Below are 15,822 nucleotides of genomic sequence, written 5' to 3' on the forward strand. Positions count from 1 at the left end.
AGGCGTCCGAGGTTGATTTTTTCGGTCAGCTTCAGTTGGACGCCACGGACGTGAGCCCTGCGGGTGCACCGATGTTGTCGGCGGGGGATGTGTTGCGCAGTCTGAAGGCCGGGGTTGGGGTTGAGGTGTCAGACCGGCTGGGCGGTCAGGTGGAACTGGCGATGCCCTCAGGCGGCAACGTCAGCCTGGATGACAGCTACCTGCACTATAGGGTGACGGAAAACACATCGCTGTCGCTTGGTCACTATAAGGTTTATCACACCATGTCTGCAGCCACGAGCGAACGCGATGGCGGCCTGCCGGAACGTAGCATGGTCTCGGACGCCTTTGAGGTAGGTACAGGGGGCCAGCTTGGGGCCTTCCTTCACAGCTACGGCGATAGCTGGAGCCTGCAGACAGGGGTGTCGCTTGATGACCTGAATGAGGATACCGAAGACACCGATGGCTGGGGCCTGCATGTCCGTGCCACCTATGCACCGATCCTGTCAGGCACCAGCTTCCTGCATGTTGGGCTGTCGGTCTATCACCGCAATGAGAAGGATGACATGCTGTCCCTAGCCGCACAGCCAGAAGCCTGGCTGGACGGGGATGACGTGTTCACAAGCAGCCTTACCCCGGCAGACCGGTATCGGCATGCGAATATTGAGGTGGCGGGCTCCCGTGGCCCTTGGCTGATACAGGCCGAATATGGCGGCCTCAGAACAAAGGGCACAGAGACCTACACCTATGATGGTGGCTATGTCGCAGCCAGCTATGTGCTGACGGGGGAGCATCGGCCCTATGACGCTGCATCCGGCACCGTTGCTGCGTTGGTGCCAGCCCAGCCCCTTGGCCACGGCGCAGGTGCGTGGGAGGTGTCCGTGCGCTATAGCCGCCTGGACCTGCAGGACAGGGGGCAGGGCACCTATGGTCATACGTGGGCTGCTTCCCTGAATTGGTACGCGACAGAGAGTTTGCGCCTGATGATTGGCGCTACCGACTTCAGCACCGATGGTGACACACACCAAAGAGGCAACACCTTTGGCATGCGTATGCAAATGGGTGGTGACCAAATGACCGCTTCGGGTCAGGAGGGAATGTTTATGGGCTGCCGGGGAAACGTCCGCTTTGGATGTATAGGCTCCAAATTGCCTTTTTGGTAATTCTCAGTATTCGTGAAAATTGAGATGTTATTCTCACTAACTGTGAAAAACTGTCTCAGTTTCTGTGAAAACGGCCTTTTAAAACCGCAGAACTCTGTAGCTGAAATTCTCACTAACTGTGAAAACCGACATTTTCGCTTTTCCCGGGATTACCAGTCGTCTGCCTGCGCGGGTTTACCGCAACGTGTCCTGCGCGCTGAAGCGGGCGGAGACTTGGTGGCCGTTCCTGTCTGTTACGCTGACCCGGTAGAAGCCCGGGCCTTCCAGCATCAGCGTGGCATTCCTTGACCAGCGGCTGGAAGGTAGCGGCTTGCCGTCCATGAACCACTGCAGCGGCAGTTCGCCGCCTTGGGCTGCAAAGGTTATGGGGGTGGTGCCGCCCGTCAGGGCGACAACGCTGTCCGCGAGTGGGAAGGCGAGGGTGAGGGGTGCCACCCGTTTGCCGGTCAGCACGGAAAGCTGCGGGCGATCAAAATACTTCAGGCCCGGCGGTAGGGCTTGGGCGGTCAAGAAGCCGCTGGACGGTGCCGTCACTGGCGCCTGTGGCAGGTATCCGAACGCGTCGAACAGTACGGGGGCCGCCGTGTTGCTGCCAAAATGACCGGGCATGGGCGTGCCGTCCGGCCTGCCGATCCACACGCCAACTGTATAGCCGCCGTCATAACCCACGGCCCAGGCATCGCGAAAGCCGTAGCTGGTGCCCGTCTTGAAAGCGATATGGCGCGGGTTCTGCTGGTATTTGCGCGGCAGTCTGTCACCGGGTGCGCCAATGCCTGTCAGGATGTGCCTGAGCGCCGCGCGGGCATCTGCCCCCAGTAGCGTTGTGTTCGTCGCTGGAGCGGTCTGATTTGGTGCATCCAACAGCTTCAGCGGGCGCACCTGCCCGTCATCCGCCAGCGCCGCATACAGCATGACAAGGTCTTCAAGCGACATGCCAACACCGCCAAGGGCAACTGCCAAACCGGGCTTTTCTTCACCGGGCAGGGCAAGTCTGGCGCCCGCGTGGCGCAGGGTTTCGGTAAAATGCACCGGACCAAGGCGGTCCAGCACGGCAACGGCGGGCACATTCAGGGACCGGCGCAGGGCTTCCGAAATGGTTACCTCGCCATAAAAAGTATCCATGAAATTATTGGGGGCGTAGGTTCCGAACCGGCGCGGTTCATCCATGATGCGGGTGCGCGGGTGCGCCATGCCCTGGTCGAACGCCATGCCGTAAATGAAGGGCTTCAGGGTGGAACCCGGGGAGCGGATGGCCGTGACCATATCGACAAAGCCGTCGCGGGCCGTGTTGGTGAAATCAGCCGAGCCTACGTAAGAGATCACCTTCCGGCTTTTGTTTTCCACCACCAGAATGGCAAGGCTGGCGTTTTCCTGAAGGCGTCGGGCGCTGGCCAGCGCGAGTGCCTCCATCTGTTTCTGCAAGATCGCGTCAATGTGTGTCCGCTTCAGGGGCGCGCCACCATCGGCCCGGAGCCTTGCTGCCAGATGGGGCGCGCTCAGTTCAGGTTGCTGTTTCATGGGGGGCACCGGGGCACGCGCTGCCAGTGCTGCCAGATGGGCGTCCAGCCCGATACCCCCTACCACACGGGCGAGGACCTTGTTTCTCGCGGCACGGGCGCGGGCCGGGTAGCGGTCAGGCCGGAGGCCGGTGGGTGACTGCGGCAACACCACCAGAAGCGCCGCCTCATCCGGGGTCAGGCGATCAGCCTCATGGCCAAAATAAGCCAGACTGGCGGCGCGAATGCCTTCCACATTGCCGCCATAGGGCGCCAGCGTCAGATACATTTCAAGGATCTGCTGCTTACTATGGCGGCGCTCCAGCTGCAGGGCGCGGAACATCTCAATCAGTTTTGACGGCAGGGTGCGGGGGCGGGGTTCCAGAAGGCGCGCCACCTGCATGGTCAAGGTTGACGCGCCGGAGACCACTTCCTGTGCCGCAAGGGCCTGCCAACCGGCCCGCAGCACGGCAAGCAAATCAACGCCTGTATGGTCGTGAAAGCGTTTGTCTTCATAGGCGATCAGCATGTCGACAAACAGCGGATCAACCTGATCCAGCGTCACGGCCCGGCGCAGGCGGCCGTTCTCAACCGGAAACAGCCTCAGCAGGCTGCCGTCAGCCCCAACCACTTCGCTTGAGACAGTGTTGAAGCGGTCCAGCTTCGGTGGGTAAACGGCGTCGAGGATGAAAAAGGTGGCCACGGTAAGCCCCAGGCACGCCATCAACGTCATGGCAGCGTACCGCAGCTTTGTGCGCCAGCCCTTCAGCCCCAATGCCCTAAGCCCCGTTGGCATCAATCGGTAACCTCCAGGCTTGAGGCTGCACCCTGATAGCGGAACTCAGGCTTGTACATATCCTCGACAAACGGGCCTGGCATCACATAGGTCCCGGGTGTGATGGCGCGCACAATATAGGCCACATGGAACGAACGGCCCTTGCCGCGCTGATAGCTTGGGACTTCAATCGCCGCCACGAACCGGTCATCGCGGGCGTCGGCGAAGGCTGTCCGTGTCAGGTTCTTCAGGAAGGACACACCGCTGGTGTCCGTGCTTTCGATCTCCAGCCCCGCGGGCAGCAGGTCAACGAGCAGCGGGTCCCGCACGGCTTCCGCTTTTACGGTGCCGGACAGCAGCACGACGAAGCGGCCATTGCGGGGCAGGGTGTCTGGGCTGATCGGCGCGCCCTCGAGGTCATAGAAGGTCCGGCTGTAGGCAAAACCGTTTGCGCTTTTCTCTGGCGCTTGTTTGCTGACGCCCCGAAGCGTGTGGACGACACGGATCGGTAGGTCGCCTGTGTTGCTGACCTGCGCCGCATTCAGACCCGCGTCAGCGGCCAGCACCTGCTGCCAGAAGCCATTGGCTGCTTTGGTTTGCTCGCCGTCGATCTCGAAGACCGTCGCACTGCTGCCGTCAGCGGCATAGGATGCCGCGGCGCGGGCCAGCCACGCCTTCTCCTGGGTGCTCAGCCACTGGTCTTTTGCCACGCTGGCTTCCAGTTCTTCCGCCAGCTTCGCCATATGCGCGGCATTGGTGCCGGTTTCCGCGAGGATGGTGGTCAGCGCTGCCACGTCCCGGAGGCGGGAGCCATAATCGCCGTGCACCGAATAGTTGGGTCGATGACCGCGTATGGCCCGCACGAAAAATTCTTCCGCCTTCTCAGTCTCGCCAACCGTGCTCAAGGCGCCGGCAAGCTGGGCAGATGCCAATGGCGTCCGTAGTTTCTTTCCGAACTGGTCGGTAAAATAGCGCACTTCGCTGGCGGAAACTTCGCCGTGGCGGGCGAGGATGTAGTGGGCATAGGCTGTGGCCTCCAGTAGCCCGCGTCCGCGCCTTGCCACCATGCCTTTCAGCCGGCCAAAGGCCAGGGTGATGGCGCCGTCCGGCACATAATAGCCCCTGCCTTTGGCGCGCAGGAGGAAGTCGGTGACATAGGCGTCGAGCCATTCATAGGAAGAACCATGGCTGCCCCACAGGCCGAAACTGCCGTCTTGCCGTTGCCTGTCCAGAAGCACCATCACCGCATTTTCAATGGCGTTCGCGGCCTCGCCTTCATTCAGCGACAGGCCATACAGCTTGTTCAGTTCACTGAAATAGAGGCTCGGCAGGGCGCGCGATACGGTCTGTTCACTGCACCGGTAGGGGTAAGACCGCAATTCTTCGAACAGCCGCCCGGCCTCCAGGTTGGGGCGCGACGAGACCGTCATATATTGGCTCACGGTGCCTGAGTAGAAGCCGGCCAGATCTATGGCCTCAACCGGGCTGGTTTCCCCCGGTGCCAGGGCCATGCGCGCACGCTGGGTCACATAGGGCCATGCAGGGCGCACAGAAATGTCATAGTGGCGGGATACTTCCGGCAGGCCTGCGCCTGTGACCGAAAGCGCGATCCCGGCGTCGCCCACAGTCAGGCCCTTCAACGGCACCACAATATCCCGGCGCTCGCCGTCCTTGAGGGTGACATGCGTTTCAGGCGCTTGCAGGCTGATGACGGGCGAACTGGCCGCCAAGCTTACCGTAAACCCGCCGTCTTTGCCGGACAGGTTCTGGATGGTGAAGGTGGCCCGTGAGGCATCACCCGGCGCCAGGAAGCGCGGCGTGATCAGGTCCGCCACCACAGGGGTGCGCACGGTCAGGTTGGCACTGCCTGTGCCCACGGCGTCCTTTGCTGTGGCGACAGCCATCAGGCGCAGGCTGCCCATGAAGTCGGGCAGCTCAAACGTGACACTGGCTTCGCCCTTCTCGTCAAGTTCGATATCCCGCGCCATCAGCGACACGGCTTTGGTGGTACGGGTGATGGGGCTGAAGAGGTTACCGTCTTCGGTTTGCAGGCGCGAGCCGGTTACCATTACGTCCTCAAGGCCGTCACCGCCGGTGCGGATCGTGCCGCGCTTGCCTTCTTCTGACCGGATCAGCCGGCCGTAGATGTCACGAACATCGAAGGTGAAGGCCCGTTTGCCGAAATAAAAATCGTTCGGGTTGGGTGCCTTGTAGCGGGTGATGTTGAGGATGCCTTCATCCACGGCAGCCACCGTCACCTTGACGGGGCCTTCGGGGCGCGGGCCGTCCAGCTTGATCGGGATGGTCACCGGCCGGCTCGGCAGCGCTGTTTCCGGCACATCGATCACGATCCTCCTGGACCGCTTTTGTTTGTCGACAGAGAACCAGGCCAGGCCGGTTGCGCGCACAGGCAGGCGGGAAATGGCGCCGGCATTTGGCCTGATGGCAGTGGCCAGCACATAGGCCGACGGGCCCCAGTCGGCTTTCACCTTGAAATCGAATTTGGCGCCGTCCTTGCTCAGCTCGATGGTTTTTGTTTCGCGCACCTTGTCGTTGGCGATGGTCAGGATTGCCACGCCTTCGAAGGGTGCTTTCACGAACCCGCGCAACCGGTCACCGCTTTCAAGCGCGGTTTCCTCCACCGTCAGCTCAAGCCCGTCGGGCACGTCCGGGTTCTGGGAAGACATCCACCAGCCCACATAGAAGCGCCGGCTGGAGGCAGCGTTGCCTGCCTCATCGATCACCTCCAGGCGGTAGCGGCCCCAGGGCAGCAAGCGCGAGACGTGCACAGTCCCGTCTGCGCCGCTTGTCAGCTCTTCTTCGCCCAGGGTTTCGTCATAGTGTGTGGTGCGATACTGCCAGCGGCCGCGGGACTGGTACCAGGTATAGTTATAATGTTCTCTCACCCAAACGGCGGTCAGTTTCCGGCCTTCGAGCGGTTTGCCATCAGCATCGACCGCAACAATGGTAAGGCCTGCGTCTTCACTGGATTCGAAATGCCCTCGGCCGTCAGGGCGCACGCCCAGCATGACAGGCGCGCGACCCACCGGCAGCCATTTGCCGTCCTGGACTGACCGGCCGCCCACATCCTGTACCTCGGCGGTCAGTTTGGCGCGCAAGGGCAGGGTGGTCTGGGGCAGCCTTTCAGTCGTCAAGGCAACGCGCGCCAGGCCATCCTCACCGGTTTTGAAGAACATCTGTGTCAGCTTTTCCTGGGTGAATTCATCCTGTGCCAGACCGAACTGATAGTCTTTCCAATCCGGGAACGGCGTGGGGTCAGGCTCCAGCGACGCATAGAGCGTGCCTTCAAGGTTGGCCCCCGGTGCGCCATAGAGGAAATCAGCCTGCACATGGACCTCAAGCGGCGTGCCTTCGGCCAGCTTATCCTCAACGGTTTCCAGCTTGGCGGTCAGGCGCTCGGGGACGAAATCATCCACCTGAAAGTGGGTGCTGCCCACGCTTCTCTTTTCATCGTCGGCATAGAGGGTCACGCGCCACTGGCCCGTGCGGGCGGCAGGCGACAGGCTATAGTCAAGCGCATAGGTGCCGAGGCTGTCGCCGGTGACCCGTTCCTTCAGCGCTTCAACGCCGTCCGGGCGGGTGATCACAAGGCTGAGCGGCAGGTCGGGGACCGCACGCGCTGCCTGGTCTCGCAGCATGCCTGACAGCCGCACGGTCCCGCCGGGGCGGTAGATGCCGCGCTCGGCATAAAGGAAGGCGTCCAGTGGGCCGGTGGCATAGCGCCCTTCAGTGCCCCGGTCGCTGAGGTCCAGCGCGGCACCCTGCAGCTTGATGAAATTATAGTCACCTTCGTCTGTGCTGACTGTGAGTGCCATCGGCGTGTTGCCGCCGGTGCCGCGCAACAGTTCGGTGGCGATGGTGGCCTGGCCCTGGCGGTCCGTTGTGGCAACGCCCAGCGTGTCATTGTTGCGGGCAATGACCCTGACCGTGGCGTTGCGGACCGGCTTTGCGCTTTCCAGCGAATTGACGAACACATGCATGCCGTCTGCGCCCCGAAGGGACAGCACGCCCAGGTCGGAGATCACCAGCCACTGGGTTTGCCAGCGCACCCAGCGCTGACGCTTTTCGTCTGATTTTGGTGCCGCGACCAGGGCGTAGATGCCAGGTTTGACGGTCTCAAGGATGTCGCGGATGGGCACAAGGGTTGTGACCTCCTCGTTCTTGACACTGTCGATGTCCACCGTGCCTTCCCAGACGCGCTCGCCCAGGTCGTTGCCCAGATTGCGCTGTGCCCATTCGTTCAGGTTCTGGCCCTCAAGGCCGGACTTCATCCAGGGGACGATGCCGCCGTCGGGCACGCGCAGCAGGCCAAGCGATGCGGTTTCCACATTGACGCTCTTGAGCGGTACGGTCTCATCGCCCACTTTGGGCAGGATATAGGTGCCGTTGCCGAACATCACGCGGGCCTCCCGGTCGGGCACAGTGAAGCTGCGCCTGGCGTCGTCATAAAGCTTGGCGCCGTCATGGCCCGGCAGGCCAGCCAGGAGCGTGACACCAAAGGTGTCGCCGTAGGTCATGCCGGTCAGGCAGATGCGGTCCCCTTCGCCGCGCACGGCAATGTCGCGCGGGCTGTCGAAGCGGATATAATCCTTTAGCTCTATGGGCAGCGGGTCCAGAATCGCGTGAGACAGCACAAGACAGGCGCGTGGGGTGCGGCCTTCCACATCAATCAGCTGGTCAACCACCCGCAGCGTGAAGCGCCCTTCAATTGTGTTCAGCCATGTCTGGCGCGGGTTGTCTCGGTGGATGGCCTGCGCTTCCCGAAGCGTTGTCAGGGCTTCTTCGGGTTTCCTTTCGGCCAGGAGAACTTTGACATAGACATCCAGGGCAGCGGCGCGCTCGCGCTCGCTTTTTGCCATATCCAGCAGCCGCCACGCCGCGCCGTAAGCATCTTCAGGGCGGCCAGCGTTCATCCAGGCCTCGGCGGCATCGCGCCACGCGTAGGGCCGGCTGTGGAACTTGGCAAGCCGAAGCTCGATCCGGTGGCGCTTCCTGAAGGCCTTGATGTCTGTTTCGGGGAGGATGTCCGGCATGTCTTCCTTGAAGGCGTCCGACAGGTTCAGCCCGTCAACATTTTGGGCTGCCTCATACGCCTCCAGTTCTTTCGCGCGTGCTTGTGCGTCCTCAAGCAATCGCTCGGCGTCGGCGGAGCGGTCCTTGAGCACGGTTGGTGCAGTGATGCCTGTCAGGTCGGCCCCAAAGGCTGGTGCTGGAGCGGCGGTGAAACAGATGGCTGTGAAGAGTATGAGTGCGACAATGCTGCGCATGACTTCCCCCATGATTAGAAGTATGTATGTGTAACTTTCACTGCTAATTGTGGTCAAACCCGGACCGCAATATGCCGGAATGGCGAAAGATTGTGGTGCAGCCGCGGGGCCGCCACAATCACAGTGCAGCAGCGCTTACAAGCACTCAGATTGACAGGAGGCCTGACATGAAACCAACGGTGACAAAGTTTTTTGACGAACCCACATTCACCTTCAGTTATGTGGTGTCAGACCCGGCAACAGGGAAATGCGCGATCATCGATTCAGTTCTTGAGTATGCTGCGAACTCCGGGCGCACGAACACGGGCGCTGCCGATGAAATCATCGCATTTGTGCAGGAAAATGGTCTTGAGGTGGAATGGATTCTTGAAACCCATGTCCATGCAGACCATCTGTCCGCTGCGCCGTATCTTCAGGAGAAGCTGGGCGGCAGGCTGGCAATTGGCGCCAACATCACTGTGGTTCAGGATGTGTTTGGCAAACTGTTTAACGCGGGCCATGACTTTGGTCGCGACGGCAGCCAGTTTGATGTGTTGTTTGAAGATGGTGACGAGTTCGCTGTTGGTTCTATCCCGGCTAAAGCCATCCACACACCGGGCCACACACCTGCCTGCATGACCTACGTGATCGGGGACGCGGGTTTTGTGGGCGATACGCTTTTCATGCCGGATTACGGAACCGCGCGCTGCGACTTTCCGGGCGGTGATGCGGCCACCCTGTTCGCATCGGTGCAGAAGATTTTCGCGCTGCCGGACGAGACGCGGCTGTTCATGTGTCACGACTATGGAACGCCCGACCGGGAGGATTTCCTTTGGGAAACCACGGTGGGCGACGAACGCCAGCGCAACATTCATGTCCATGAAGGTGTGACGGAAAAAGAGTTCGTGGATATGCGTACCAAGCGCGACGCCACGCTGGATATGCCGCGGCTGATCCTGCCGTCCGTGCAGGTGAACATGCGTGCCGGGCATATGCCGCCGGCAGAGGACAACGGTGTGCGGTACCTGAAAATCCCGTTGGATGCCATCTAGGGCCAACGCGTCAAAGGAGGCCTCAAGGAGCCGCGCTTTCTGGGAGTAATGTTGCCTGTGGCGGGCTTGATTGGCTGCAAGTGAGATTAATTCGTAATAATTGGCCGCCTGACGGCCCGCTTTTTACGGCCTGTATAAACATTTGAGTAACGGGCCTTGCTTGCGGCTTTTTTATCCCCAGAGCGCTGCGGATGGGATGCCGATGACGCTGCCTGAAAACTCGAGGCCCGGGGCCCGGTCGCGCGCCAGCAATAGCGGCCCATCCAGATCGACAAACGTCGCCCCGGCGGTCAGCAGCATGGCTGGCGCCATCGCAAGCGACGTGCCGACCATGCACCCCACCATGATCTGCAGCCCTGCATTCATCGCGGCTTCGCGTACTTTCAGGGCCTCGGTGAGGCCGCCGGATTTATCCAGCTTGATGTTCACCCCGTGATAAAGTGCGCTCAAGCGCGGGATGTCATCGGCCGTATGGCAGCTTTCGTCGGCGATCACCGGTATGGGGCGGTCTAGTGAGGCCAGCATGTCATCGTCGTCCGTCGGAAGGGGCTGCTCGATTGCGGCGACGCCCAGACGCTGAAGTTCCGGCACCAGCGCGTGATAGTGCTCTCGGCGCCAGCCCTCGTTCGCGTCCACGATGATGGCGGCATCCGGCGAGCCTTCGCGGACAGCCCACACGCGGTCAAGGTCCCCGTCGCCCGCAAGCTTCAGCTTCAACAGCGGACGGTCGCTGTTGGCTTTGGCCTTGGCAAACATCTCGTCCGGCGGTGCCAGCGACAAGGTGAAGGCGGTGGTGGCGGGTTCCGGCGCGGCCATGCCGATGAGGTCCCAAACGCGGGTGCCAGACAATTTGGCGCGCAGGTCCCACAGGGCGCAGTCCAGCGCGTTCCGTGCGGCGCCCGCAGGCAGCAGGGCGGGGAGTTTGTGGTGGTCGTGCGGCGACATGATATGTGCCGTCGCACTCCGAAGGGCACCCAGCACGCTTTCCACGGTTTCGCCGTAGCGTGCGTAGGGCACGCATTCGCCGCGCCCGCTGCAGCCTTCATGGCTGACTGTGGCTGTCACCACCAGCGCTTCGGTTTTGGCGCCGCGCGAGATGGTGAAGGTGCCTGCAATAGGCCAGGCTTCTGAGGTGAAGGAAAACTCCATGGACAGTCCGCTTGTGATGACAAACCGCTATTTAGGCAGATTTCATCACCGGGATAAAGCCTGCAGCGTATGAAGCGCTGCAGAAGTCGCTATTCGGGAAGGCCGGTGATTTCAGTGACGATACATTTCGGCAGGGCCGGGTCTTCGTTGCAGTCCAGAAGATCCTGGACGGCTTGCTTGTAGATCGTGTCCCACTGGGCTTCGGAATGGAAGTTGCCGGGCGGCATCCAGTGGGTTTGCGGATAGGTGTTCGCCCATTCGTCCGTGTTCGGGATGTGGACAAGTCCTGTTGCTTCCTTGGCGCCCTGGCCGCTGGTGAAGGTGATGCCGATCCGGTGGCAGCCAACACAGGTATTGTCGCGGGTGCTGAGCGATGTGGTGGGCCACCACTTGAAATCCGGCCCGATATGCTTGTACCAGCCGAACGGGTCGGTAGGTACCATGTCCCACACCTGGGCCACATAGGGGCTATACATGAAGGGGTCGTTATCATGGCAGAAGCCGCAGTTGACAGGCTGTTCGTTCGCGACCGCGGCGGGGCTGTTCCAGAAATCAGCAGGGGCCGGGTACCCCGGCTCGGGCGTAGCTTCGGTGGGCGAGGGCACCTTGGTGCCGTCAAGGCCCGCGTCTCCGTCGCCGGTGGCCTGGAACCAGCAGGTGCTGCCGTCCGCCACGCTGTGGGTAATCACATCAATTTCGTCAAACTGGGTGCTGGCCTCGCTGCGGATGATCTTCTGCCTGCAGGCGGCCACCACCTGATTGATGCCGTCAGAGAAATTGAAGATACGGGAATAGGGCACGCACTGGCCGTCTGTGCCCGTGTGGCCGCTTTCACCAAGGGGCAACAGGGCCGGGCGGTCGCAGTCCATGTTCGGTGTGTAGCTTGCAGGCACGAGGCCGTTCACCGTGATCGGGATTAGTTCGCCATCCAGACAGTTGAAGGACGGCACGTCCTTGATAGCGGCCTTGCACATCTGGCCGTATTCAGCCAGCGTCTGTGTGGCGCTCACATTCTTCGGCGCAACCTTTGAGGGCGTCCGGGCCGCAGGCGCAAGCGCCAGGTAGGCCAGAAAGCCTATGATGCCAAGGCCGACGATGATCAACAGATGTTTCATGACACAAGCCCTCCTTCATTCAGAATGGCCTGCTTGATGGCCTCATAGTATCGCACATAACCGGTGCAGCGGCAGATATGGTCGCCGATGGCCTGGTCGATGGCTGCGTCAAGGGCACTTGCCGGAATGGGCGCGGCCTTCAGGCGGTCCCACAGCGTGATAGCTGCCATCAGGAAGCCGGGTGTGCAATAGCCGCATTGGAAGGCGAAACCCTTCAGAAGGGCTTCCTGCAGTGGGTGCAACATGCCGTCCGTGGCCACGCTTTCGACCGTATAGACCTCAAGCCCTGCCATCTGGCTGAGCGGTGTCGAGCAGGCCAGCAAAACTTCGGGGGGCGCGCCGGGCGCGCGGCGCACAGACACGGTGCAGGCCCGGCATACGCCGATGCCGCAACAGAATTTGGTGCCGGTCAGACCCTGGTCTTCCTGAAGGAAATCCACCAGCGGCAGGTCGCTGAGATTGGCAGAGGCGGTGACGCCTGTGCCGTTCAGGATGAAGCTGATATCAGCCATTGAGCGCCTCCCGCATTTTCTGTGGCGTTATGGGCAGGTCCCGCATGCGCGCGCCTGTTGCGTCATAAATCGCGTTTGAGATAGCGGGGGCGACCGAGCACATCACCGCTTCGGCAATGCCGCGACCTGTCTTCTCATCGCCTTCGGGCGTCAGGGTGATCAGGCGCTGGTCCAGTGGCACGTCCTTGGCTTTGGCAACGAAATAGCGGTTCAGGTTCCAGTCGCCAGACGCCGGGCCCTCGGGGCCGGGTGGCATGTCCTCCAGAAGCGTCCAGCCCATGGCCATGGCGACCCCACCCTGGCTTTGGCCTGACACCAGTCCTTCCACATGGATCTTGCCCGCGTTCAGGAAGCTGGCGGAGGCGCGCATCACCACATCGCCAGTGCGCGGGTCCACGGTGACACCGATCAGGTTGCCGCAGGGGGCAAAGACGGTGCGGACATAACTGGATGCCGCAGGGCAGGTTCGTACAACGCTGGTGCGATAGTTGGGGGTGAAGCTGTTGTTTGCGCCGTAGGTCAGGGCAATGCCGTCAAGACCCCAGGTATGGCTGGTGCCCTGAACACTGAAGGTGCCCTTGGCCCATGTTTCCTGGAAGTAGGCGTGCCCAAGCACGCTGGAGACGCCGCCGCTTTCCATGATCTGGCTGGCGAGCTGCTTGTGGGTAAGCCCCGGGAAGCCCCCGGCTTTGACTGTCAGCTGGCCGTCTACCCACGCGGTGTCGGATGGCTTCAGGTCATTTGCGCCGGCGCCCCACAGCGCCTGGGCGGCGGGGAAGATGCCACAGTCAAACAGTGCCTTGGCGCTTTCGACGGCGGCATGAACCTGATGGAACGCCGTGAGGCAGGCGCTGGAAGAGCCAACGCTTTTGGGTGTCCAGTTATTGTCGTCCCAACTGCCGTTTTTCGAGCCATACTGCATCTGAAGCGCGTCCCAGAGGTCCGCGTTTCCAAGCTCCACGCGCTCGGCGTTCGCACCGAGCGTTTCGCCAATGACGACCGCGAGCGTGGTGGCTGACCCGTTGCCCATATCAACGGCGTTGGTGCGAACCGTGAAGTTGCCTTCAGCGTCCATCGCGACAGCCGCAAGCACACCGTCACCGGATGTGCCATAAGCCTGGTTCGACACAGCAAAACCCACACCATAACTTAGGCCTTCGCGAGCCCAGCGTGCGCGGTCTGCCGCGCGGTTTTGCCAGATGGGGTCCGCTTCCGCCATATCCAGGATATTGCCGAACTGCAGCGACTGGGTGATCGGCCCGCCCACAACCGTGCGGTCACCGGGGCCTGTGATGTTGGTGCGGCGGATGTCGAATGGGCTGACGCTAAAATCGCGGGCGGCCTCGTCGAACAGGCTTTCAATGATGAAATAGGCTTGCGGGCCACCAAAGCCGCGCTGGGATCCGCCCGAGACGTTGGTGGAATAGAGCGCTTCCGAGAAGATGGCACTCAAGGGGATATTATAGCTGCCGCCTGCGCACACGCCCGCGAGCTGCGCGACATAGGGGCTGAGGTTCCGCCTGCCCCCACTGTCGAACTGCATGTTGCTTGTCAGCGCTTGTACCTTGCCGGTGGTATCGAAGGCCACCTGTGTTGTGCCCTTGCAGGCGTGGCGCTTGAGGCCGCTCTGGAATTGTTCGAACCGGTCATAGGCCAGTCGAACGGGGCTGCCACCGCTCATGACCGCGGCAATCCCAAGGTTCAGGGTGAAAACCGAACTGTCGCGCCCGCCAAACCCGCCGCCGGGATAGCAAGAGAAGAGGTTCACTGTTGATACTGAGATTTCAGAATCCTCGAACATGCCAAGAAGGGTGCCGATGTCCCCGTCGGGAGACTGGGTACCGACGACCAGATTCAAGGTTTTGGTGCTTGCGTCATACCAGCCGAGGCCGCTTTCCGGCTCCATGAACATGGGGTCCATGGCTTGCATGGAAAAGTCTGAGCCATAGGCCTTCCAGGTGCTACTCGCCGTATTGTCGGCAATGGCTTGTTCGATCTGACGCCGATAGTTGTTGGCTTCCTCATTATAGTTGTCGTCGTAACCATTCTGGGAATATGAGAAGGTATCCTCAGGCCCGTCGCCGGCAACGCGCACATAGTTCGTCAGCGGCGACAGGGGGGGGATGAGCGGGTCTTTGACCGGGGCACCATACTGCTGGAAGCTGTCGACAAACTGGATTTTTTTCTTGGCCCCAAGGTAGGTTGCGCGGTCTTTGAAGATCAGGAAGGCTACAGGCTGGCCATAAAAGGCCGCACCCGCACCGCGCGGTACGATAAAGGGCCACATGAAATCCCCAGGCAGGGTGATACCTTCTGTCTCCGACGTACTGCTGCCGCTTTCCAGCCGCTTTTTCTGGGCCGCCCGCATCCTGTCCTCAACCTGATCCAGGTGCTGGTCATGGATGATGGTGTTGGTCAGCTCAACCTTGCCTTCGACTTGCTCGCCATAGATCACCCGTTCAGGCCTCAGATCTGGGGGGAGCATAGACATGTCGAGGCCAATGAACGCGTCGTCTACATTGATGGCGCGGATGATCATCACCGGCGCTTCTGTGCCTGGCCACCCTTCCATATCTGAAACGTGATAGTCGCGGGCGTAGATTTTCTGGCCGGTAACCTTGGCGTAACCGTCGATCCGGGCGTTGGCCACACCGGGTGGTCCCATCCAGCCGTCGCGCCCCAAGGGCGGCTCCCAGGTGCCTTCGCTGGCGCGGGCTGCGATGCCGGACGCGAGTGAGAAGACATTCACGGTGACGAAGGCGCCCGCCACATTCTTGATGAAGCTGCGGCGCGACAGGCCTGACTGTGGGCCTATTGCGATGGAGGGTGAGGAAGTGGTGCCCTCTGTGTTCCTCTCCCCAAAACACTGAGATGGCGACTTTTTCATGAATTATGCCCCTTTAGGTATAACAATACAGCTATAGGAAAAGTTGGGGGTCGACAAGTAGATTTGCTTTTGGGCATGGAATTGGGTGATCAGGAAAGTTGCACTAACCTGCCTCATAATTAGGCGTTGTTTACGGCAGTGCCTAAAAAGTGTTCAACGATTGTTGAGGTATTGGCTAAAAATGCAACGGCTTCTGGGGTGTCTGTTGGTTTCCAAAAAATATAAATACAATTATTACAATGACTTATGATTATTTTTATTTTTTGGGAGCGGTAAAGAAACAACTGGCACGCAGGTTGCTATTAATAGGGTGAGCCGCCACAGCGGGCGGTTCACATCTCCGATCCATCGACGGGTTGATTTTACATCGCATCGTGTTTGACCGCAGCAGGTTCGCATGATGCATTCCGTCTCAGCGTGGTCGTAC

8 protein-coding genes are annotated in these 15,822 nt (G+C 60.9%); 2 read left to right on the plus strand and 6 right to left on the minus strand.

Features of this window, described 5'->3' with window-relative positions; all coding sequences use genetic code 11:
* Positions 1-1,142 (plus strand): OprO/OprP family phosphate-selective porin (locus tag KORLAC_RS06685; RefSeq protein ID WP_068304708.1); only part of this gene is annotated, 1,142 nt, incomplete at its 5' end.
* A gap of 174 nt (positions 1,143-1,316) precedes the next feature.
* On the opposite strand, the gene pbpC is transcribed toward KORLAC_RS06685, so the two are convergent.
* Complete coding sequence (pbpC, locus tag KORLAC_RS06690; protein WP_074519499.1) at positions 1,317-3,434, minus strand: penicillin-binding protein 1C; 2,118 nt, start codon at positions 3,432-3,434, stop codon at positions 1,317-1,319.
* A complete protein-coding gene (locus KORLAC_RS06695) occupies positions 3,434-8,701 on the minus strand; it encodes an alpha-2-macroglobulin (protein WP_068304710.1) in 5,268 nt (1,755 codons plus the stop codon). The genes pbpC and KORLAC_RS06695 overlap by 1 nt, the downstream gene beginning before the upstream one ends.
* A gap of 167 nt (positions 8,702-8,868) precedes the next feature.
* On the opposite strand from KORLAC_RS06695, the gene KORLAC_RS06700 reads away from it, so the two are divergent.
* Entirely contained in the window at positions 8,869-9,732 is an 864-nt protein-coding gene (locus KORLAC_RS06700) for an MBL fold metallo-hydrolase (RefSeq protein ID WP_068304711.1), read from the plus strand.
* A 171-nt stretch (positions 9,733-9,903) separates the two neighbouring features.
* Here KORLAC_RS06700 and dgcA read toward each other — a convergent pair whose 3' ends face one another.
* From dgcA to KORLAC_RS06720, 4 genes are all read right to left on the minus strand, one after another.
* Positions 9,904-10,881, minus strand: coding sequence for an N-acetyl-D-Glu racemase DgcA (gene dgcA / locus KORLAC_RS06705; RefSeq protein WP_068304714.1), 978 nt, complete (start codon positions 10,879-10,881; stop codon positions 9,904-9,906).
* Between the two features lie 89 nt (positions 10,882-10,970).
* The gene (locus KORLAC_RS06710) at positions 10,971-11,996 is read right to left on the minus strand and encodes a hypothetical protein (protein WP_068304716.1); all 1,026 of its coding nucleotides are present in this window, start codon (positions 11,994-11,996) and stop codon (positions 10,971-10,973) included.
* Entirely contained in the window at positions 11,993-12,508 is a 516-nt protein-coding gene (locus KORLAC_RS06715) for a (2Fe-2S)-binding protein (RefSeq protein ID WP_068304719.1), read from the minus strand. Before KORLAC_RS06715 ends, KORLAC_RS06710 begins: the two co-directional genes overlap by 4 nt.
* Complete coding sequence (locus KORLAC_RS06720; protein WP_068304721.1) at positions 12,501-15,395, minus strand: xanthine dehydrogenase family protein molybdopterin-binding subunit; 2,895 nt, start codon at positions 15,393-15,395, stop codon at positions 12,501-12,503. Before KORLAC_RS06720 ends, KORLAC_RS06715 begins: the two co-directional genes overlap by 8 nt.
* Positions 15,396-15,822 lie beyond the last annotated feature (427 nt).

The organism is Kordiimonas lacus, assembly GCF_001550055.1.
GTDB classification, from domain to species: Bacteria; Pseudomonadota; Alphaproteobacteria; order Sphingomonadales; family Kordiimonadaceae; genus Kordiimonas; species Kordiimonas lacus.